This window comes from Paenibacillus sp. (genome assembly GCF_035645235.1).
Taxonomy (GTDB): domain Bacteria; phylum Bacillota; class Bacilli; order Paenibacillales; family YIM-B00363; genus Paenibacillus_AE.
On the sequence record NZ_DASQMZ010000137.1, the window covers coordinates 1 to 20,604 of the forward strand.

The window sequence follows — 20,604 nt, forward strand, 5'->3', positions numbered from 1 at the left end:
GCGTACGGCAGCCGCCCCCGCAGCGCTTCGCGGCGCAGCGCGGGCGGCGGCGTCGCCGACAGCAGTACGAAGGCGCCGCCGGGGCGGCGGGCGCGCTCGGCGGCGAACGCCAGCTGCGGGTCGCCGTGATAAGGGAACGCGTCGAGCTCGTCCAGCACGACCAGCTCGAACGCTTCCCGAAACCGAAACAGCTGGTGGGTCGTCGCGATCGTAATCGTCCCGGCGTCCCAGCGCTCCTCGCTGCCGCCGTACAGCGTCGCGACGCGCTCCCGCGGGAACGCGGCCTTAAAGCGCGGCGCCAGCTCCAGCACGACGTCCTTCCGCGGCGTCGCGACGAGCGCCCGTCCGCCCGCGATCAGCGTCGCCTCCACGAGCGGAAACATCATTTCCGTCTTGCCCGCCCCCGTAACCGCCCAAAGCAGGAACCTCCCATCCCCTCTACCCGCGCCCGCGGAAGCCAATCGTTGCCGCAGGAAGCGCAGCGCCTCCCCGGCCGCCTCCGCCTGCGCCGCGCTTAACCCCCAGCGGGCGCGCACCTCCCGGTCCGGCGGCGCGGACGACTCGGTCGGCGCGCGCAGCTCGCCCCCGGCCGTACCCTGCACCAACACCGCGCAATACCGAACGCGCCCCATCCCGAGGCAGCCCTCGCAATACGGACAAGGCCCGCCGCACAGCGCGCAATCCGCCAGGCGAAGCATCGGGAAGCCGCTCCCGCAGCGCGTGCACCGGTAGCCCGTCCACCGGGCGCCAGAGGACGATGCGCCGCCGCCAATCCGTCCGCGCAGCCGAACCGCAAGTCCCCGCAGCCGCCCCAAGAGCCCGCCTCGCGCCGAACCCGGCTCCCGCTCCGCCCCGTGCCGCAGCCGCACGCGCCCTTCCAGCGCGCCCCATTGCGCGTAGGCCGCCCAGGGCTCCGGCGCGCCGTCCATCCGCTCGATCTCCTCGCGCAGCAGCAGCCGCCCCTCGAGCCGGCGCATCCACCTCGCGTACGCCTCCGGCTCCGGCGCCCACGACGCCCCGCTCGCGCTCACCCATGCCCCGGGCCGCCCCGACGACTCGCGTCCGCAGCGGCCCGCCTCCAGCGCCGCCCGGCGCTCCAGCGCTTCGCCGGCCGAAACCCGCGCGCCCGGATCCAGCACCCATAACGCCTCGACGCCCCGCCGGCGCCACCACGACAAATCCGCCTCCATCGCGATGCTGACATACCACCGCCAACCGACCGCCTCGTCGGCAACCCCGTATACCACCGCCCGCAGCTCCATCGCCCCTTCCTCTCGCGTTACGCCGCCCCGGCCGACCGCCGGGAAACAAAAAACACACTTTCCCCGCAGGCGTCCGCCCGTCGAAAAAAGTGTGCTTCACTTCCCCCATTATACCGCCGATCCCGCGCCGCCGACAAGCGGTCCGCGCACGATTCGCACCTCCGCCGCCTCGCTCGCCAGCCGCTCCAGCCAGCGCTGCGCCTCCGCCGGCGTCCGCGCCCGGATCAGCTCCCACTCGGCGTTCATCCCGCTCATCAGCCGCTCGGCGATCCGCAGTGTCTCATCCTCGGAGCCCTCGTCGATCAGCGTAATCCGCGTATGCCGCGGCCGCGCCCATTGCGCCAGCGCCAGCATCCGAAGATGCCACTCCACCGACGCGCCGGCGTCGCGGGTCACGATCACCGCATGGGAGGCGTCCGTCCGCGCCAAGCGGCGCCCGCCGAGCAGATGCACTAGGCAAACGCCCATCCCGTAAGCGGCGAAAATGGCCGTCATCTCTTCCACCATCGCAGCTCCCTCCTTTGGCAACATCATATGCCGACGGCGCGCGACTGGTGACTGGGCGAGTGAAACCCCTTACAGCGACCTTTTCCCATTACACATTAGAAAAGAAAAAGCCGGGCACGCTACAGCGTGACCCAGCCGTTCTTGATCGCGATAATGACCGCTTGCGTTCGGTCGTCGACGTGCATTTTCTGCAAAATGCTGCTGACATGGTTCTTCACCGTCTTCTCGCTGATAAACAGGAAGTCGCCGATCGCCCGGTTGCTCTTGCCCTCGGACATGAGCCGCAGCACCTCCGCCTCCCGCTTCGTCAGCGGATTGTCGTCGGTATGAATGAACCGTACGCCGACCGTCTGCCCGCCGATGTCCGCCATCGACGTCGCCGCCGTCTCCAGCTCCGCGTCCGTCTCGGTCATGCGGCGAATTTGGTTGATCAGCTTGCCCGTCACGCGCGGGTGGATGTAGGCGTTGCCGGCGACTACGGTGCGAATCGCTTCGATCAGCGTCTCGGTTTCCATATCCTTCAGCAAATAGCCCGACGCGCCCTTGCGCAGCGTTTCGAACACGTAGCTCTCGTCGTCATGGATGCTAAGAATGATGACCTTCACGCCAGGCATTTCTTTATATAACGCTTCCGTCGCTTCGACGCCGCTTGCGATCGGCATATTGATGTCCAGCAGCACCACGTCCGGATGCAGCTCGCGGCACAGCCCCAGCACCGTCTCGCCGTCCCCGCATTCCGCGACGACGCGCAACCCCGGCTCCATATTCAAAATGCGCTTCAACCCTTCGCGAAACAGCGAATGATCGTCCGCCAACACGATCCGTACTTCCGAAATCGGACCCGTCCGTTCAGCCATGGTTCTCCTCCTCCTTCGATCCGTCGTCCAACGGAACTTCGATCGCGATTTTCGTCCCTGCATTAACATTCGATTCGATCTCGAATTTTCCTTCTAGCAGCTCGACCCGCTCGCGCATGCCGACGAGCCCGAAGCTCGCGCTTTCGCCCGCGGCCGCCTTCGACGACCATCGGTTCAGGTCGAAGCCGACGCCGTTGTCCGCGATGACGACCCGCACCGCGCTGTCCCCGAGGAACGACATCTCGACCGTCGCGTGCGTCGCGTCCGCATGCTTCGCCACGTTCGTGAGCGACTCCTGCACGAGGCGGAACAGCGCCACCTCCATGCCCGTCGCCAGACGCCGCTCCTTGCCGCGAAGCTCGAACCGCGTCCGAATTTTCATTTTCTCCTCGAAGTCTTGCGTCAGCTTGCGGATCGTCGGCACGAGACCGAGGTCGTCAAGCGCCATCGGGCGCAGGTTGAAAATGATTTTCCGCACCTCTTCGAGCTCGGTTCGCACGTTTTGCTTTAAGTCGGCGAGCTCCGCCTTCACGACATCGTATTCGCCCTTCGCCAGCATCCGCTCCGCGATATCGGTGCGCAGGATGAGGTTGGCCATCGACTGCGCCGGTCCGTCGTGAATTTCCCGCGCGATGCGGCGGCGCTCGTCCTCCTGCGCGAGAATAATTTTGAGGCCGAGCAGCTGCCGGTTCTTCGCGGACTCGAGGATGCGCGTCACTTGGCCGAGGTCGCCCGACAAGTATTCCAAAACGACGTTCATCTGGGAAAAGAGGGCCTCCGCCCGCTCGATCGTTCGGTCGATGTTTCGGATCCGCTTTTGCAGGTCGTCCCGCCGCGACTTCAAATTCGATTCCTTCTCCCGGTTGATCGAAAGCGACAGCTGCAGCTGCGTCGCCGTCTCGTACGCGTCCCGGATATCCTTCTCGCCGTATTTTTTGAAATCGCGGCTGACCTCGACGAGCCGAACGCGCGCCCGCCGATATTGCTCTTCGAGCTTATCGACGGTCCGGATCGTCTCGTCGAGCTCCTCCATCGCCCGTTGAAGCTCCGTCGAGAGCGCCTCCTGCTCCTGCCGCGCGGCTTCCCCGATTTCGTAGATGTGATACTTGCTGCTTTCCAGCGCTTCCGTCGCATTCTTGAGTACGCGCTCGATCGCATCGACTTCAACGTTCAATGGTTTCACCCCTCGCTTTACTGAATCGTAATGCCCCGCGTCGCCGCATCGTAATGGACGGTCAGCCCGAGCTGCTCCGACACGAATCGAAGCGGCAGCAGCGTGCGCCCGTCCCGCAGCATCGGCGGCACGTCCGAAGCCGTCCGCGCGCCGTCCGCGATCATCTCCGTCTGACCGACCCACAGCTCGATAAAATGTCCGTCCTTACGAATCGTCACCTTCTTCGTCGCCGCATCCCAATCGACGGCGCCGCCGAGCGCGTCGACGACGAAGCGCACCGGCACGAACGTCCGCTCCTTGCTGACGAGCGGCGCCACGTCGAGCTTCTGCGGCTCGCCGCCGACAAGGACGTCCTTCTTGCCGACCGCGAGCGACACGGCGATCGGCGCGTCCGCATTCGCTTGCGATTGCGACTCGATCAACGCCAGATCGTCGAAGACGACCTCGCCCGCGATTTGCGATTTACTGATCATATATACTCTTTTCAGCGCGCGGGCCTCAAAATCCTTTAATTCGACCGAAACCGTCCGCCAGCCGACCCAATCGACCTTCTCCGCGAGCGTGACGCGCTGGACCGCGCCGGCCGCATCCGTAAATTCCGCGCGCAGGCGGCCGCCCTTGCCGTCGCCGAACACGTCCAGCTGCATGCCGACCGCCTTGCCGGCGAACGGAATGCCGTTCGCGCCGCCGAACGTCGCATACGCGGCTGCATCCGTCGCGCCGTCGCCCTTCGTAAAGTCGTATACGAGATGGAGCTGTTTATCTTCCTCTCGGCCGAGCAGCTGCACGGCCGCCGTCGCCATCGCCGCCGGGTACGCTTCCGCCGCCGCCTCGACCGCCTTGGCATCGAAGTCGGCCAACGTCGTCGTACGCGTCTGGGGCACGGGCACCGCGAGCGGCGCGCTGAATTCGTCGAACCGAGCGACGAGCATCGCCGTCGACGCGCCCTCCGCGAAGCCGGCGAACGCGAGCGTGTCGCCAGCGATCGCGCCGTGCGCGCCGAACTGCTGCCACTGCACGAGCTGCGCCGGCACGGTGCCGATGCGACCGTCCGTCAGCGTCGCCTTGACCGTCAGCTTGACGGCGTCGCCCGGCGACCACGCGCTCGGCGGCTTGCTCGGCACGACGTCCAGCTTCTGAATGAGGCGGCGGTCGATAATGTCGACGGCCAGCTCCTCGCTCACGGTGCCGGAATAAGCGACAACCGTATCCGAGCCGCCCGCCGCGGCCGTAAAGACGCCCGTCGCCGGATCGACCTTCAGGCTCGAGCCGCGCGCCTTAAATTGCAGCGGCACACCCAACTTCGTCGGATCGAGCGGGTTGTAATTGACGTCATACGCCTTCACGCCGTACGTCGCGGTCTGTCCCTTCCAGAGCAGCTTCGGTCCGTCCACGAGAAGCCCCTTGAGCGCCGCCGGACCCGTCGCCGTCGAAAACACGCCGATGCCATTAATGACGCGCCGCATCGAGCCGTCCTTCGGCGCGTTCGCGAGCTGCGCTTGGAACTCGCCGAGCGGCCGCGCCACGGACGTCGTCGAGCCGCCGCCGTCTAGGTTGACCGCCCGCCACACCCCGAGCTCGATGAGCAATTTTTGGAACGCCGGCAACGTCGGACCGACGCTGTCGGCTGCATGATCCGCCGTCACGAGATAGACGTATCTAGCGTCCTTAGAGAAGCCGATCGCCGTGCGGGCCGTGTTGCCGTTCCCCTGGATGCCGCCGATGTCTCTCGTGAAGGCGGCGGGCACGCCGTCGATGACGAGCATCGTGTGGCCGCCGATCAGCATTTTGAAGTCGTTTTCCGTGTAGGTCAAATTCGGGTTTACCGGGACGAGCGACGCCTTCGCGGTCAACTTGTCGCCGACTTTCACGTGCTTCGACAGAAACTCGGCGCCCGTGCCGCCCGCGCTAAGAATATACCCGTTCGCGGGAACCTGCTGCCCGTAACGGCTGCCTACGTGCAGGCTTTGCACGACGCCGTCGACGACGAGCGCCTCCGTGTGCGGCGTCGCGTCCTTCGCGCGCGTCGCGCTGCCCCACGCCGCATCGTACATGTAGATCGCGTTGCCCAGCGTGCTTACGACTCGATTCAGGCCGGACAGCGGATACGTCTGCCCGTTCGCCGCCGTCACGACGCCCTGCGACGCGAACGTCTCGATGATCGGCTTATTCTGTTTCGTGATGCCGAACGCGTACATGCCCGTCAAGCCTTGGGCAGGCGTCGCCATCATTGCGGCGTTCGCCACTTGCGGCCCTAGCGTCGAAGGCTCGGCTAAGGACGTATCGAAGTAGTCCCCGTTCACGCCCGCGACCGCTCCCGTCGTTTGCGCCATATGCAGCACGGTCGCCTTCTCCGCGAATTGCCCGTCGACGCCCGTCATGACGTCCAGCCTGACGTTCGGGTTGTGCAAGTCCGCTATAATGACCTTCACGTTGGTAGAAATCTGTTGTCCGCTCTTCGCCGTCCGGCTCCATACATAAGACCGCTGCCGCACGCCGGCCGTTACGATCGATTCTTGCGTCATCGTCAGCTGCGGCGCCGTCGCCGCCTCCGCCGCCGGCACCCCGAAGAGTGCCGCCTTCCAGCCCGCCGCCGAACCTTCCGTACCCGAGACGCCCGGAACGATCGATGCGCCGAAGAACAGGCTGCATGCGACCGCGCCCGCGAGCACGGGCCTCGCCAACCGGATCATCGTGTTTCTCTCGCCCATGATGTGTGTCTCTCTCCTATTCCCTCTCAAAGTTTACTATCTCTCTAACTGTAATAGACTCGAAGAGGTTGGGAAAAGTTGCACGGCACATTCTGGATGTCCCTTCGTCCCGTTCCTCCTTTCGTTTTCTCCAACTTTCTACTCATAACCTTCGTAGGATGTTTACCGCTTCTGTCGGTCGACAAAACTTTTCGTCCGTCGATCCCTTGCCCCGACACACGAAAATAAAAAACGCCGCCCGCCCCGGATGGGACGAACGGCGTGTGCTTCACGCTGGTGCTTTTATGTTGTTCTTACAACGCCTCGGCGCGGAGCGTATCCGCCTTGTCCGTGCGCTCCCATGGCACGTCCAGGTCCGTGCGGCCGAAGTGGCCGTATGCCGCCGTCTGGCGGTAGATCGGACGGCGCAGGTCGAGCATCTTGATGATGCCGGCCGGACGCAGGTCGAAATGCTTGCGCACGAGCTCGACCAGCTTCTCCTCGGACACCTTGCCCGTGCCGAACGTGTCGACCGCGATCGACACCGGCTGCGCGACGCCGATCGCGTAAGCGACCTGCACTTCGCACTTTTCGGCGAGGCCCGCGGCAACGATATTTTTCGCGACATAACGAGCCGCGTACGCGCCGGAACGGTCGACCTTCGTCGGGTCCTTGCCGGAGAACGCGCCGCCGCCGTGACGCGCATAACCGCCGTATGTATCGACGATGATTTTGCGGCCCGTCAGCCCTGCGTCGCCCTGCGGTCCGCCGATGACGAAGCGACCCGTTGGATTAATAAAGAACTTCGTCGCGCTGTCCAAAAATTTCTCCGGAACGACCGGCTTAATGACATGCGCCATAATGTCTTGTTTAATGCGCTCCAGCGTAACTTCTTCCGCATGCTGCGTCGAGATGACGATCGTATCCACGCGCACCGGCTGGTCGCCTTCATACTCGATGGTGACTTGCGTCTTGCCGTCCGGACGAAGATATTCGAGCACGCCTTCCTTCCGCACTTCGGTCAAGCGGCGGGACAAGCGATGCGCCAGCGAAATCGGCAGCGGCATCAGCTCCGGCGTCTCGTTGACCGCGAAGCCGAACATGAGCCCTTGGTCGCCCGCGCCGATCGCTTCGATCTCCTCGTCGCTCATCGTGCCTTCGCGCGCTTCAAGCGCCCGGTCGACGCCCATCGCGATGTCGGCCGACTGCTCGTCGATCGACGTCAGCACTGCGCACGTCTGGTAATCGAAGCCGTACTTCGCGCGCGTATACCCGATCTCCTTGATCGTATTGCGCACGATGGACGGAATGTCCACGTATTCGGAGCGCGTGCTGATCTCGCCCGCGACGAGCACCAGGCCCGTCGTTACGGACACTTCGCACGCTACGCGCGCGTTGGGATCGTTCTTCAGAAATGCGTCGAGCACGGAATCGGAAATTTGGTCGCAAATTTTATCCGGATGTCCTTCGGTTACGGATTCGGACGTAAACAGGCGACGCCCGCGTACTTGAGTCAATGAAATCGACCTCCTATAAAGAATATTTTGCTGCGCCGATGATCAATCTATGCTTAAGAAGACGCATACGCAAAAAAAGGACCTTTCCCCGACCCCGGGAAAAGGTTACTAGCCTTTCGATATTCCATCATACTCCAACTGTCGAACCCTGTCAATTTTCCGGAAAAGGGTACCCTCGCGCCGTTTTCCGTCGTTACATCTTGATCAGATCGAATAAGTCCTGCTGCGCTTTGCGAATCAATTGCCGGGTCATGTGCCCGCCGACCGCGCCCGTGTCGCGGGAAGCGATATAGCCCCAGTAATCCTCCTTGCCGTTGTAAACGCCTGCCGACGCCGTGTCGCCGAGCTCGCCGGCGAATTCTGCGTCGAACGCGCCCGCGCGACGGTTCGGACCGACCGGCAAGCCGAGCTCCGCGGCGATTTCGTACTTCATCGCATCCAGCGCCTTGTGCGACTCGGGCACGATCTGGCTGCGTTTCGCGGATCCTTTCGCCATGTTGTGGTTCACCTCCTCCATCGAGTGGTGTACCTGTATTATGGCTCGGATCGCCGCGCCTCAAGCCCCTAACATATTGTCATCGAGGGCAATATTTATCCGTTATTCCGATACCGCGTTCCCTTGGGCGTCGACTTCCACGTATGCCCCTTTAATCGTCACGTACACGTCGTTCGGGTAGTCCGGCTTCACCTTCACGCCTCGTCCCTCCCGCGGAATCATGAGCAGATGGTTTTTCGGCACGAGCGTGTCCACCTTCAGATCGACGCCGTCGGTGACGTCGGGGACGCCGTTTTCCGGATTGCTGTGAATGTACGCTTGTCCCGTCCGCACGATAATTTCCGTGCCCGTTGCGCCTAATATCATATGTCCTGCCTTCAGACGCACGACGGCGTACGGCACGCTCGCGTCCTTCGCCTCCGCCAGTTGCTTCTCCAGCGCCGCGATACGCTGCTCCAACGCCGCGATCTTCGCCGTCGTCGTTCCCGTCCCGCCGACCGCCTCGCCGCTCAGCGCCCGCTGGATTTGCTCGTCCACGTACCCCTTCGTCACGATCGGGTCCTCCGACGAGCCCGGCTGCCCCGCCGCTGGAATGCCGCTCGCGAACGTCGTGAGCATCGAGCCGACCCAGACGCCGCAGCCGATGGCCGCGGTCGCCGCTATCATTTTCCCCCAACGCATGGTCGTCCCTCTCCCACTGAAAAAATTACCAGATCAGATCTTTACTTGCGATTTTAAATTGTTGATCCTTATATACATGGTACACATTAATCCAGTACTTACGATGCGACAATTTACTCATAATATTTGAATCTTCAAAATAGATCGTCTTCCTAATGTTTTCTCCTTCCTTGAGATACGTACCTGTCGTGCTTTTCGGATCGAAGGTAAGCTCTTTCGAATAAATCGTTGTCTCATTTTCAAAATCCACGAACTCGATGAGAAGCTTGTGATCCGTGTAGGTGTTTTCGTACTCTTCTACTTTAAAGAGGTCATAGAAGAAATTAAGATTCATTCCTTCGAATGAGTATCCATCAAAGTCACCTTTAAGTGTAGGGCTGAAAGACTCCAAGTTCAACAAGTATTCGCCAAATAAAATTTCGGTAAAGTCGGATTCGGTTTGGATGATATTCTCCGCTTTCAGTTCAATAGCGACTGGCTGCCCGATGGCACCGGGCAACGTTTCCTGATTAGCGCTCTGTCCGATAATAAATTTCGCTTCGGCTTTATTATAGCTCTTTGGAATTCGCGTGATCGCGGACAGCAACGTCTTTCCTTCAGGGAATATCTTCTGTTCTACTTTTGTAAAATCTACAGGCAGGTTTCTTCCATCCACCTGCAAATACCCTTCGATATTTTGTGCCGATGCGATCCATGTTTCTTTATTCTGGTATACCAGCTCGGCATAGAAATAATCGTATTCTTCGCCTGTGTAGATTGCAGTGCTCTTTACAGTGACTTCCGCTTTGTTACCGACTGTGGATATTTCATATTTGTCGGTCGACCCGACAGTAGCCGGTTGTTGGATGCGAACGTTTTGGAATTTACCTACCTGCTTTAGGTTCGTCTCCTCTTGACCCTCTTGCAACGCAAACGAAACAACAGAGGCGCTGGTCGAAAACTCAACGGGTACGTACACCCGGTAGCGAACGCTTCCTTTCGACGACAAAAAAGTGACTTTGTCGATTTTTTGAAGCTCCAACAATTCACCCTCAGCACCGCCTATCGTAACGGCACCCTTCAACAATGGAAGCTGCTTCGATCCATCGCTAGGGTTATTTACAATAAAATCAAACACTAAATAATCATTGTTAGTGGAAGACGTTCTCACTACGCTCTGAAGCTCGACCTGCAGTTGATCCTCCGTGTATAACGTGTTAGCGGAAGTCTGTTCGCCGGTTGTTTGTATATGATAATTTGCCAAAGGAAAATACTTACCCGGTTCATTCTTGAATTGAATCAGCAACGTGGAATTGCCCTCCGATAAACTGGATGGGATCTGTGCACTAAGCGTCACTGTTTTCTTTATTTTCGGGAGCAAGCTTTCAAGCGTACTCTTGTTAAAAGACACTGGGTAATAGATGTTACCTTCCGTCTTTACATAGAACTCCATTTCGGGAACGGTAGCAACGGCGTTACCCACGTTTTCGAGCGTAAAACTGAATGAGAGGTCTGTTACTTCGCCATTCGTACTTGCAAATGCCTTTATAAGCGAAGTTTGTACTGGTTGTTCAGAAATGAAAATGGGCTTGGTTTCGCCGATCTTTGCCGGTTCCGCCGTACTCACGTTAGGCAATGCAAACCCGCCGATCGGTAAATTCAGTGTTTCGTTCGAGTCCGCTACCTTTAAGGACATTTTTTGGTTTGCCAGCGACTTCGGAACAGTTGCATATAGCGTAATGATTTTTCTCTCCGAAGGTTGCAACATAATTTTCGAAAGATCGCCGGAAGTCACATCGAAGACGGAAGAGCTCGACGACTGGACAAAAAACTTCATTTTATTGATGTCTGTTGACCGGTATCCAACGTTTTCGACCAAAAAACTCATCGTTAAGTACATATTTGTTTGATCCTGACTTACGCTATATTGCTTTAACGCACTCCGGATTTTTGTGCTTTGATAAAGCATCACTTTTGCGGAATACGGCTGCGTTTCGCCTGTTTCGGCTAATCCCGGTTGAATCGTACCTAAATTTCTCTCGAAACCGGCCACGTTAAAGTCCCACTTAATTACTTGAAAGCTCAGTTCGGTCGTTTCCGTCGCGCTGTCGGCCTTCGCATAATAAGTAATATACTTTGCGGACTTAGAAGGGATCGTCGTTTGATTTTTATCGAGCTCGCTCACATTAACGCTAAAAGTACGCCCTTCTTTGTTTCTCAACTTAACCCAGTAATCTCTCAAATCCAGATCATAGGCTTCGTTGTTGGTATACGCCAAAGAAAAGGAAATCGTCTTTCCGTCCGTTTGATTCAGAAACTGAACATCCCTTAAGGTTACGTAACTATTGTTGGTGAGCTTCACGACTTGCGGTTGGACCGTCGCTGCAGCGGCTAACGAGTGGCTTACACTATGCATAGCAAGAGGCTGAGAAAGGAATGCTAACGATACAATCGTGGCCGTCACAATTTTAAAATTCCCTGGTTTCACTTGGTTACCCTCCAATGCCGAATCAATCCTTCATCTATTTAACGTCTAAATCAAGGAATAAGTTTCGATATTGGAAAAAGTAAAAATATACAAAAGAAAAACGGCGCTCCGGAGAGCGCCGTTTTCTCAATTCTTGGATTACTCAACGATAATCTTGAAGGACTTCGTCTTGCCGTCGTTCATGATTGCCGTGATCGTGATTTCGTCACCGGATGTTACCGTATTGACCGTAAGAACGCCAGTCGTCGCATTGATCGAGTAAGCTGCCGGAATTGCCGTGCCAGCTGCATTCTTAGCGGAAAGCGTGAAGTAGGAAGGAGCAACCGCTGCACTTGCTACGCCATACTGATCCTTCACTTCGAAGTATACGTCTGCACGCGTTCCAGCTTTGTTCGAGGATACTACGTCGCCGTTTTGAGCTGTCATTTGGGCAGCCGTCAGAACTGCTACGTCATCAGCGAACGATACAACGTTAGCGGAAGTTGCCTTCGCTACCAAGTCGCCAGCAACCGGAGCTGCATAAGTCAACGTAATCGTCTTCGTTGCAGTTGCCGTTCCGTTCGCGCCGTTGACAACGACTACGATTGTTGCAGACTCTTCTTTCGAAGCGTCAGCTACTGCGTTGGCAAATACATTGTTGCCAGTGAACTCAAGGTTCGAGTTCGTGGAGCTTCTGTTCACGATGTCGCCAGCGACAAGTGCAATTTTTGCGCCGTTAGCGTCTTGACCGTATACGGAGATGCCCTTCGCATATGCTTGTTGTGCCGCCGTAGCTGCAGCATACGTCGTTGCAGTAGTACCCGTCGGTGCATAGAGCTTATCAGCTACATCGATGACATACGATGCGATAGCGGACTTCTCAACTACCGAGACAGGAACTTGAACCGCGCTGTTAGCTACTGCGTTAGCGCCTTCTTTAAGCGTTGCTACGATTGTTTCCGTACCAGCATTCGCACCCGCCGTTACAGTTGCCGTTTGTCCAGAAGACAGATCCGAATCATCAAGCGTTACTGCGTTCATCGTGCCGTCAAGTGCCGTCAACTCGATCGAGAAGCCAGCGCCCGGAAGCGAGATGTCACGCTCGTATTGGTCTTTCAATTGGAAGTCGCCAGCATCGATCGTCGTCGTTGCGCCGCCCTTCACGAGCTTCGTAACTACACCGGAATCGGCTTTCAGAGCTGCGATCCGAACCGGTTTAGCAGCTGCATTGATCTTGGCGCTGATTTGCGACGTCTTCGCTTCAGCCGTTACAATCGATGTTACGAAGAATGTCGTGTCGGCAGTTGCCGTGCTAGCAACTTCAACCTTCACTCGAGCTTCGCCTGTTACCGGGTTCTTCACCAGGGTAGCTGTGACATGTGCATCCGAGTCGGAAAGCGTTACAAACGGGTTAATGTCGTCGTACTTCGTCAATACGTTGCCGTATTGGTCTACAGCTTCGAACGGTACATACGTCGTCTCGCCAACTACGAAGATGTCAGACGGAGCAACCAAGTTGAAGGAAGCAACCGAGATCGCCTTCTCAACGACTACCGTCAGCGTTACTGCCTTACCGGAAGTCTTGGATACAACGATGATGTTATAAGTGCCTGCTGTTGCAGGAATGCCCGTTACTTCGAGCTTCGGCTTGTTGTCGCTGCCCGTAACGAACTGAGCAGTCAGGGCAACGTTGGAAGTGCTGATCAAAGAGTCAGCTTGCAAATCCGTTGCAGACGTAATTTCAAGACCATACTGGTCCGTTGCCGCTACGTCGAACTGGAACTTGTCAGTACCGACATTCGTGCTCGTGCGAAGAACCTTGTTGTCCTTGTTCTTCAACTCGCCGAACTCGTAGGAAGCTACTTTCGATTGTGCAGCTACTTTGAACGTACCTGCTGCGGAAACGCCCGTTGCGCTGTCAACCAACGTTACCGTTGCGATCGCGTCGATTGCTGGAGCTGTTCCGAACGTAACTGTAGCAACGCCGCTTGCTGCAGCAACGCTTGCTGCGCTTGTGTAAGCCGTAACGCCAGCATTGTTGATTTCTTCGCCGAATTGGTTCTTGATCGAGTAGCCGACTTTTGCTGTCGTTGCAGTACCTGTCGCGCCTGTCAAGATCAACTTGTCGCCTTTGAACGCAATGCTTGCAACCTTGCTTGCTTCAACCTTGATAACTTGCGACAAAGCTGCGTCGGAAAGACCCGTGACGGAAACCGTATAGTCGCCTGCAACAAAGTTTGCAAAGCCTTCAAGCGTCAACGTCGTTTTGTCTTCGCTCCAGTCCTGATTGCTGAGGTTCGTTGCAATCGCGCCGCGCTTAACCGAAACGACAGCTTTGGAAGTATCAACTGCTTGGTTAAACTTCACTTCCAATTTCTTCGCGCCGACTTGCGTCGCGGATGCAATTGCTACTTCCTTCACTTCCGGCGGGTTCAACTTCTCGTTAGCAACGTATGCCGATGCTACGAGTGCTTCGCGAAGTGCCGGCTTCGTGTAGTCCGTTTGAGCCGTCAGGACGCCAGCTGCAACTGCTGCTGCAACGTAGCCCTTCGCCCAGTCGGACGTCGTGCCTTCAACCGATGCGCTAGCATCAACGTCGAGGTCAAGTACGCGAACCAATACTGCTGCGAGTTGCTCGTACGTGAACTTGTCGCTCGGGCCGAATTTGCCGTCGCCGTAACCTTCCATATACTCCGGCGTAATTGCGCCGATATAGCCTGCTGCCCACTCTGCGCCCACGAGATCCGTGTAAGCAGCTGCGCCTGCAGCGTCTTCCGAAAGACCAAGGAGACGGAATACTACCGTTGCAACTTCTGCGCGAGTCATGTCGCGGTCAAGACCAGCAGAACCATCCTCGTAACCTGTGAAGATACCAGCTTTGACCATTGCGTCAAACTTCTCTTGTGCTGTCAGTTCAGCAGCCATTGCTGCCGACGAGAATGCGGATACTGCCATGGAAGCTGCAAGAAGCAGCGATAAACCTTTTTTCATAACCTTTTTTTCTCCTCCTCGAATATCGTTCGGTGTGTGAGAATTTCTTTTAGTTGTATAGCTCGATTCCCTCATCGCCGATTCACCCCCTTTCCAAGGTTGAGCGTTAATTTTCCTATTAGGAAGTCTACAACCTGTCGTTCGTAAGGACAAGCTGTAGAAACTAGTAAACCTGTTAAGACTAGCTACTAAAACCACTTTCCAATTATACATTGGTAGGCAATAAGCGTAAAGAGAATTTTGAGAAAATGTTCCAACCCTCTTCGCTCGATCGCTGTGGTTCCAATGTCCAGTGGCTTTCGCCTCGGGTTCACCATATTAAACGCAGTGTTTCGGGAAAAGTTGCGATCGTGCGAAAAACTTTTTTCTTTTCTTCTGCGTTGCAGCCGCGTGTTGCTTGCCGGCTACGAAACCTAGTATATCTCGATCTATCATCAGCGTCTATCACTAATGCTTTCCATATTGCCACATTGCGTCGGACTGACGAAGGCAAAAGAAAATCGCCCGATGTCTCGGGCGATTTCCTTGGCGAACCTCGAGGTTATCTCGGGATTTTCTTATTGGCTCTCATGACCCGGATGGCCACTTCGGCCGCTTCCGCCCGCGTGAACGTCGCGGTCGGATCAAATCGGAAGGTCGGCTTGCTTTGCCCTTGGAGCAGAACGTTTTCTTTGCCTAGGATGAACTCTTCGTCCACGACGCCCAGCACCGCCGATCTGGCGTATATATCGATGCTATTCGCGTCCGTGAACGCCTTCTGCAACTGCGACAAGATGCGCGTCTCGTTGCTTTCGAGTCGCAGGTTCGCCGCCCGCGCGATCATGACCGCCGCGTCCTGTCGCGTGATCGCCGCGTCCGGCTGGAACCGCCCGCCGCCCGCGCCTCGCACGATGCCGGCCCTCGCCGCCGTCTCGATGTACTTATAATCGTACAAGCCATTAGCGAGCGGATTCACGCGCAGCACATCCGTAAAGGAAGGACGCTCCGTATATTGCAGCGGTATGTCGAAGATCTTCACGAGCAGCGTCGCGAACTCACCGCGGGAAATAGGGTCGTTCGGGATGAAGGTTGTGTTGTTCTTGTTCAACATAACGCCGCGCGCGTACAGAATATCGAGCTGGTCGCGAGCCCACGGATGCGAGATGACGTCGTCGTAGCTCTGATCCATATACATGACTTGATAGAAGCCGAAGCGCTCGAACGGTACGGTAATCGTATTCTTTTCGGGATCCACCACGCCGCCGATATTTCGCCATCTCGGGCCGACCACACCGCGATGGTCTTCGTAAATATCATAATGATAAACGGTCACGTATTTCCAGCCTTCGTTCCGTACGATCGGGTCGTAAGTAAGCGTCAACTCGCCGACTTGAGAAGGTACGACGAGATCCTTCAAGGACCTGTTGTAATATGGCGTCCCGTCATATGGCAACCGTCCGCTGCCACTTAAGGCTTCCCTTGCATCGTTTTCAGTTGCGGCGATTGTCCCCGCATCGATCCACACCAGCGGACTGATGGAACGGAATCGTCCCGTCGGTTCAGACAAAATCAATTTTGCGTTAGATGGGATCAGCGGATTGGGGTTCCCGATTTGCCCGTCGTAAGGCGCAGGATGTTTGTATTTGTCAACCCTTCCGTCCTCTTTATTTGCTATGCCGAACAAGATTTGACGATCCGCCGTAATGAATTGGTTGATTGCGGTCGGATCGTTCCGCATTAAATTCGTGTTTCGCGGGAACGTTAAGTTCACCAACCCGTTGAAAGCACGGATGCGGTTACTGATCTTCGTTTTGAATTGCGCGCCTTCGAGCGCCGTATTTACGTTGTTTACGACGACATCGGCGTCAATTTCCTCCTGGCCTCGAACGACGGTGAATTCGATGTTATTCCTGCCGTTCCTGAGCCCTCGCGCCTCATAATAAAACCGTTTGACCAATAAGCCGGTGTTTAAGTCCGTCACCTCTCGTTGGATCGCAGGCTGCCCGTCGAATAATACAGCGTCCGCGCCTTCGGCGGCGATTTCGAATTCGACGTAATTACTGTTAATGTTCGCTTGATCCACGCCTTGCTCGTTCTTCGTCATCTTCGGATTCAACACGAGGTACGGCAACGGCTCGCGCGTAATCGTAATTGTCCTGGTAACGACGATATTTGTGGCGTTCGTGATTGCGAATTCGAAAATCGTATCGCCCTTGCTCGCTAACGTAATGGCCCGAGTTGCGAATTGGCCTGCAGAGGGCTGATTGATCCTAGAAAAAAAATTCGGGTTGTTTGTACTTGGCTCGAACTGGTTGAATCCCGTGCCGTATCTGCGATCGTAGATGGTTTGGGTAGCCCCGGTAGCCGGATCGACGGTCTTCACCGTAAGCTTTACTTCGGTCGCATTCGCAAATTGGCCCGCGAGCACAACCGTCGTCTCGTTCGTCACGAACGAATTTGCGACGTTAGCTGGACGATACTTGACCGTATCCGTATCCTCGACGGGAACGAGCGACAAGAAATCAGGCGCACTTGTACTGAACTTAAATAAATTGTACGTCGCTTTCGTTAACGGTCTCGTACGTGTTATATCTTCGTAGACGATAAACTCGATTGTATTCGCGCCTTCGCGCAAATTGCCGCCGTCCGTCGTCAGAAGATGGGTCGTACCCGGACCGAAACGGAAATTGAACACATTCGTCACGTCGTTGAATTCGCCAACGTCCAAACCGAAAGCATTTCCGTTCACGACGATACCGAGTTGTCGGTAGTCCGCGACGTTGATCAAGCGGCCGGTCAAGCACTGCGTAGTCGTTCCGCAACGCAACTCTGCGATATCCCTTATGACCATACCGGAATGCAGATTGTTTACAATCACGTAAGGCGTGCTGGACACATTAATCGAATACGTCCTTCTCCCCGCCAAATTTTCTCCTACCTTGGAGATCGGCGCCGGATCGGAAGTTTTCGGAACGAAAGCGATCTGATTGATCCCGCTTGGCAAGCTGTTTAACGTAACGCTAAATTTCTTATAAGTCCCCCCGTTTTCCGACAATGTCGCGGTATACGTCGGATCTGCGGAACTGGAGTAACCGCCCAAGTATACGTTCACGCCATTCGCCAATGCATTTGTGGTGACGATGAACGTTACCGGTTGCTCGTTCAAATCGTTCGTCGCCGCGTCGCTGATTTGATAGGTATTACCCCCGGAACTCATTTCTACCCGGGTAATATTCGGCTGGGTCGGATCTTCATATAAGAAGGTGTACGTCGTCGGAGGCACGACATCCGTCGGAACATTATAGAACCGGAATTCCAACGTCTGAACGCGCTCGGACGTCAACGCCAAATTCGCGCTAAACTCGTACACCCGGTATTCACCCGTCTTCGACCACTGTGCGTTCTCGCGCAGCGTCGCCGGCGGGGAGCTAACCGTATACGTCATCGGTAAGCCCATCACCACACCATTGTATAACAGCTCCGCGTCATACGTTCCGACGGCAAGCCCTGTCGGCGCATCGAAGATGATTCGCGACTCGTCGTAGAGAGCTTGCGCATCCATGATCATCGTCGTCGTACCTCGCGTGAAGCGAAGCTTGAACGCCGTTGCAGACCTGCCGAAGTTAGATCCCGTTACGGTCAGCGCGCGGACCGCGGAAGCCGCCGTAGCAGAAACAGAACGTACGTTCGGAGTCAAACTCGACGGCGCCGGGCTGGCGACCGTAAACGGAAACTGACCGATCGTGACTTGTTCGGTAACGGCTCCATTTAGCCTTGTATTCAGAATTCTAATAATATAGCTGCCCGGTGCGAGGATCGGCATCGTAACCGTCGCTGAGGAGGCCGTCACGTTCGAGATCGCAGGTGTCGCCACGCTCGTTCCATTCTCGTTTAACACTTGCACGGACAACTGTCCAGCGACGCTATTAAGCTGCTTCCCTGTTAAGGTTACGGTCCCAGTAGGCGTGCCGAGCTCGCTCGATAACATCTGGGAGCGCGAGATGCTAGTCACAATTTTGTCGTCGTAATTCGGATCGGCCGGCGCGAACGTCATTGCCGTCAACACGTTCGGCACCAGCGCCGGATCAACGCCCGGCGTATACATTTGCAAGCCGTACGATACACCGTGCGTTAAAGCCTCTTGATCGGCAAGACGGAAAACGGCGAGATCGTTTTCCAGATAAACCAATGTCAATGCATGCTGATCCGCGGGCAACGCGCCTACCAAATCCGCCGTCACTTGCGCCATATCGGTTCCGAAACCGAGTCCGTGCACGAAAATATGCGTCGGGTTCGGATCTTCGCCGGCTACGGCTACGGCCGTGCTTCCCGCAACGACGTTCGAAATCGTCGGATCCGGAGGCAATGCTTCCTCTACGACAAAATAACGTTCGCTGAGCGTATACCCGTCGTAGACCAACCTCGCCTTATATTGGCCTTTGACTAGCGAGCTTGGTAGGTTAAACGGGATGTTGACCGCTCCGTCCGTGACCGTAACGCCGGTCCCGGTGCCGACGGCAGTCCCGTCCAATGTCGTGATTTGAACAATAAAGGACTTCGTAGAATCGATAGCAGGCGACGCATTCAATGTGATGTTGTGCGTCGGCGCCGCTGTATTGCCTTCGCGAATCGGGGCGCCGTTAAACGTTACCCCCGTCACGGCAGGCACCGATCCCGGGTCTATCACCGTAATCGTAAATTCCGCGAGCGCGGCACCGTTATTATCTTTGCGCGCAGTAATTTTGTACGGCGAGTCGTCCTCGGTAAGCGTCCCCGCAGGCAACGTAAATACCTTCCTCGTCTTATCGGCGGACAACGAACCCATGAGGTAGGGAAGCTCTGAAGCAGCCGGGACCCCGTCTTTATCCTGGATCCACAGCTCCGTCGAGTCCAGCGCCGACCCGACTAATACGAAGTCGATCGCGCCGTGCCCTTCATATACCGTCTTTGGAAACACGTCCGTCGCCTGTTCGGCCGCGAGCGCGCCGCTAAGATCGTACGGACCGAACCGTTCCCCCGCCGCGTACACATCCACATAACGGTATTCCGGCAAACCACTCGTGTTCAAGTCGACCTTCAGCAACGATTCGACCGTCACATTCGGCGTTTGCACGACCGGGTTGTTCACAAGCAATTGCTTGGTCGCCGTAGGGGTACTGTCTTGGATCGTCGATTTAAAGGCGAACGGTCCGCCGTTGTCATAAATCAACGTCCGACTCAATTGGAATGACTTCGAATTGTTACGTGCAAACAGCGTCAACGGGTTATCGCCGGGACGCAGTTTCAAGCTCGCGGTCGAGGAGGTTTTGTTGATATCGTCCCCGATAAAGAAGAATTCCCCTTGGTTCAAATATCCCGAAATGGGCGTAGAACTTCCGTACAAGTAAGCTTGTACCTCGGATGCGTTAGGGGCGCGGCCGGATAAATTGACAACCGTCGATTGATTTGGGTTGGAAGGGAAAAAGCGATTTTCGCTAAAGTTCTCCCCGTTTATCTTCAAATCGGAAATAGATGTTGTGGCCGTGTAATAAATCCACGCCGGCGCCGATTCCACCGTGCTGCCTCCATCAAGCTTGACCACGATGCGATTCAAGCCCTCGGTTAAAGGCACATTGCTGAACAAAATTTCGAAGGCCCCCGTCTTCTGGGCTGTAATCGCGCGCTCGGTGACAGTGGTTCCGTTCGTCACGTTCGCAATTTGTAGGTACAGACTCGAAATTTGAGAATCCGTAATGCCCTCGATCGTCGCTATCAGATTATGCGTACCGTTCGTCGTTCTCGGCACAAGTCCGTCGTTCGTCGGTCTTCCGTTCGTTATCTCCGATGGCTCGTCCGTTACGTACAAGCTGGTAATCGTAATCCGAGCCGCTGCGAACGCCGTGTTCATCGGCAGCACACTCGCAAGCAGGGATAACACTAAAGCGATATGTAACCACGGGCGAAACTTCCGTTTCAAAGTAAAACTCCTCCTCATTCGTCTCGTTCGGTTCCTCTCCTATGTAGG

11 protein-coding genes are annotated in these 20,604 nt (G+C 56.5%); all 11 read right to left on the reverse strand.

Annotation, left to right across the window (positions count from 1 at the left end; all coding sequences use genetic code 11):
- The coding region (locus tag VEZ38_RS13495; protein WP_324894215.1) for a DEAD/DEAH box helicase at positions 1–1,262 on the reverse strand (1,262 nt) is incomplete at its 3' end.
- 108 nt (positions 1,263–1,370) lie between these two features.
- Positions 1,371–1,769, reverse strand: coding sequence for a hypothetical protein (locus VEZ38_RS13500; RefSeq protein ID WP_324894217.1), 399 nt, complete (start codon positions 1,767–1,769; stop codon positions 1,371–1,373).
- Between the two features lie 119 nt (positions 1,770–1,888).
- Positions 1,889–2,626: a response regulator transcription factor gene (locus VEZ38_RS13505; protein WP_324894219.1), complete on the reverse strand. Its 738-nt coding sequence runs from the start codon at positions 2,624–2,626 to the stop codon at positions 1,889–1,891.
- A complete protein-coding gene (locus VEZ38_RS13510; protein ID WP_324894221.1) occupies positions 2,619–3,800 on the reverse strand; it encodes a sensor histidine kinase in 1,182 nt (393 codons plus the stop codon). The genes VEZ38_RS13505 and VEZ38_RS13510 overlap by 8 nt, the downstream gene beginning before the upstream one ends.
- Before the next feature lie 17 nt (positions 3,801–3,817).
- Positions 3,818–6,511 carry a stalk domain-containing protein gene (locus VEZ38_RS13515; RefSeq protein WP_324894222.1) on the reverse strand — a complete coding sequence of 898 codons (2,694 nt, stop codon included), beginning with the start codon at positions 6,509–6,511 and terminating at the stop codon, positions 3,818–3,820.
- Between the two features lie 293 nt (positions 6,512–6,804).
- The gene (metK, locus tag VEZ38_RS13520; RefSeq protein WP_324894224.1) at positions 6,805–8,007 is read right to left on the reverse strand and encodes a methionine adenosyltransferase; all 1,203 of its coding nucleotides are present in this window, start codon (positions 8,005–8,007) and stop codon (positions 6,805–6,807) included.
- A gap of 193 nt (positions 8,008–8,200) precedes the next feature.
- On the reverse strand, positions 8,201–8,503 hold the full coding sequence (locus VEZ38_RS13525; RefSeq protein ID WP_324894225.1) for an alpha/beta-type small acid-soluble spore protein: 303 nt from the start codon (positions 8,501–8,503) through the stop codon (positions 8,201–8,203).
- 102 nt (positions 8,504–8,605) lie between these two features.
- Positions 8,606–9,184 carry a hypothetical protein gene (locus VEZ38_RS13530; RefSeq protein WP_324894228.1) on the reverse strand — a complete coding sequence of 193 codons (579 nt, stop codon included), beginning with the start codon at positions 9,182–9,184 and terminating at the stop codon, positions 8,606–8,608.
- Between the two features lie 25 nt (positions 9,185–9,209).
- On the reverse strand, positions 9,210–11,651 hold the full coding sequence (locus tag VEZ38_RS13535; protein WP_324894230.1) for a hypothetical protein: 2,442 nt from the start codon (positions 11,649–11,651) through the stop codon (positions 9,210–9,212).
- A 138-nt stretch (positions 11,652–11,789) separates the two neighbouring features.
- Positions 11,790–14,621: an S-layer homology domain-containing protein gene (locus VEZ38_RS13540; RefSeq protein WP_324894232.1), complete on the reverse strand. Its 2,832-nt coding sequence runs from the start codon at positions 14,619–14,621 to the stop codon at positions 11,790–11,792.
- 541 nt (positions 14,622–15,162) lie between these two features.
- On the reverse strand, positions 15,163–20,556 hold the full coding sequence (locus VEZ38_RS13545; protein WP_324894234.1) for an S-layer homology domain-containing protein: 5,394 nt from the start codon (positions 20,554–20,556) through the stop codon (positions 15,163–15,165).
- Positions 20,557–20,604 lie beyond the last annotated feature (48 nt).

What these genes read in the sequence shown, in the direction of transcription:
- VEZ38_RS13505 (WP_324894219.1), bottom strand. Translation starts at nt 2,626, where the DNA reads ATGGCTGAACGGACGGGTCCGATTTCGGAAGTACGGATCGTGTTGGCG.
- VEZ38_RS13530 (WP_324894228.1), bottom strand. Translation starts at nt 9,184, where the DNA reads ATGCGTTGGGGGAAAATGATAGCGGCGACCGCGGCCATCGGCTGCGGC.
- VEZ38_RS13515 (WP_324894222.1), bottom strand. Translation starts at nt 6,511, where the DNA reads ATGGGCGAGAGAAACACGATGATCCGGTTGGCGAGGCCCGTGCTCGCG.
- VEZ38_RS13500 (WP_324894217.1), bottom strand. Translation starts at nt 1,769, where the DNA reads ATGGTGGAAGAGATGACGGCCATTTTCGCCGCTTACGGGATGGGCGTT.
- VEZ38_RS13525 (WP_324894225.1), bottom strand. Translation starts at nt 8,503, where the DNA reads ATGGCGAAAGGATCCGCGAAACGCAGCCAGATCGTGCCCGAGTCGCAC.
- VEZ38_RS13540 (WP_324894232.1), bottom strand. Translation starts at nt 14,621, where the DNA reads ATGAAAAAAGGTTTATCGCTGCTTCTTGCAGCTTCCATGGCAGTATCC.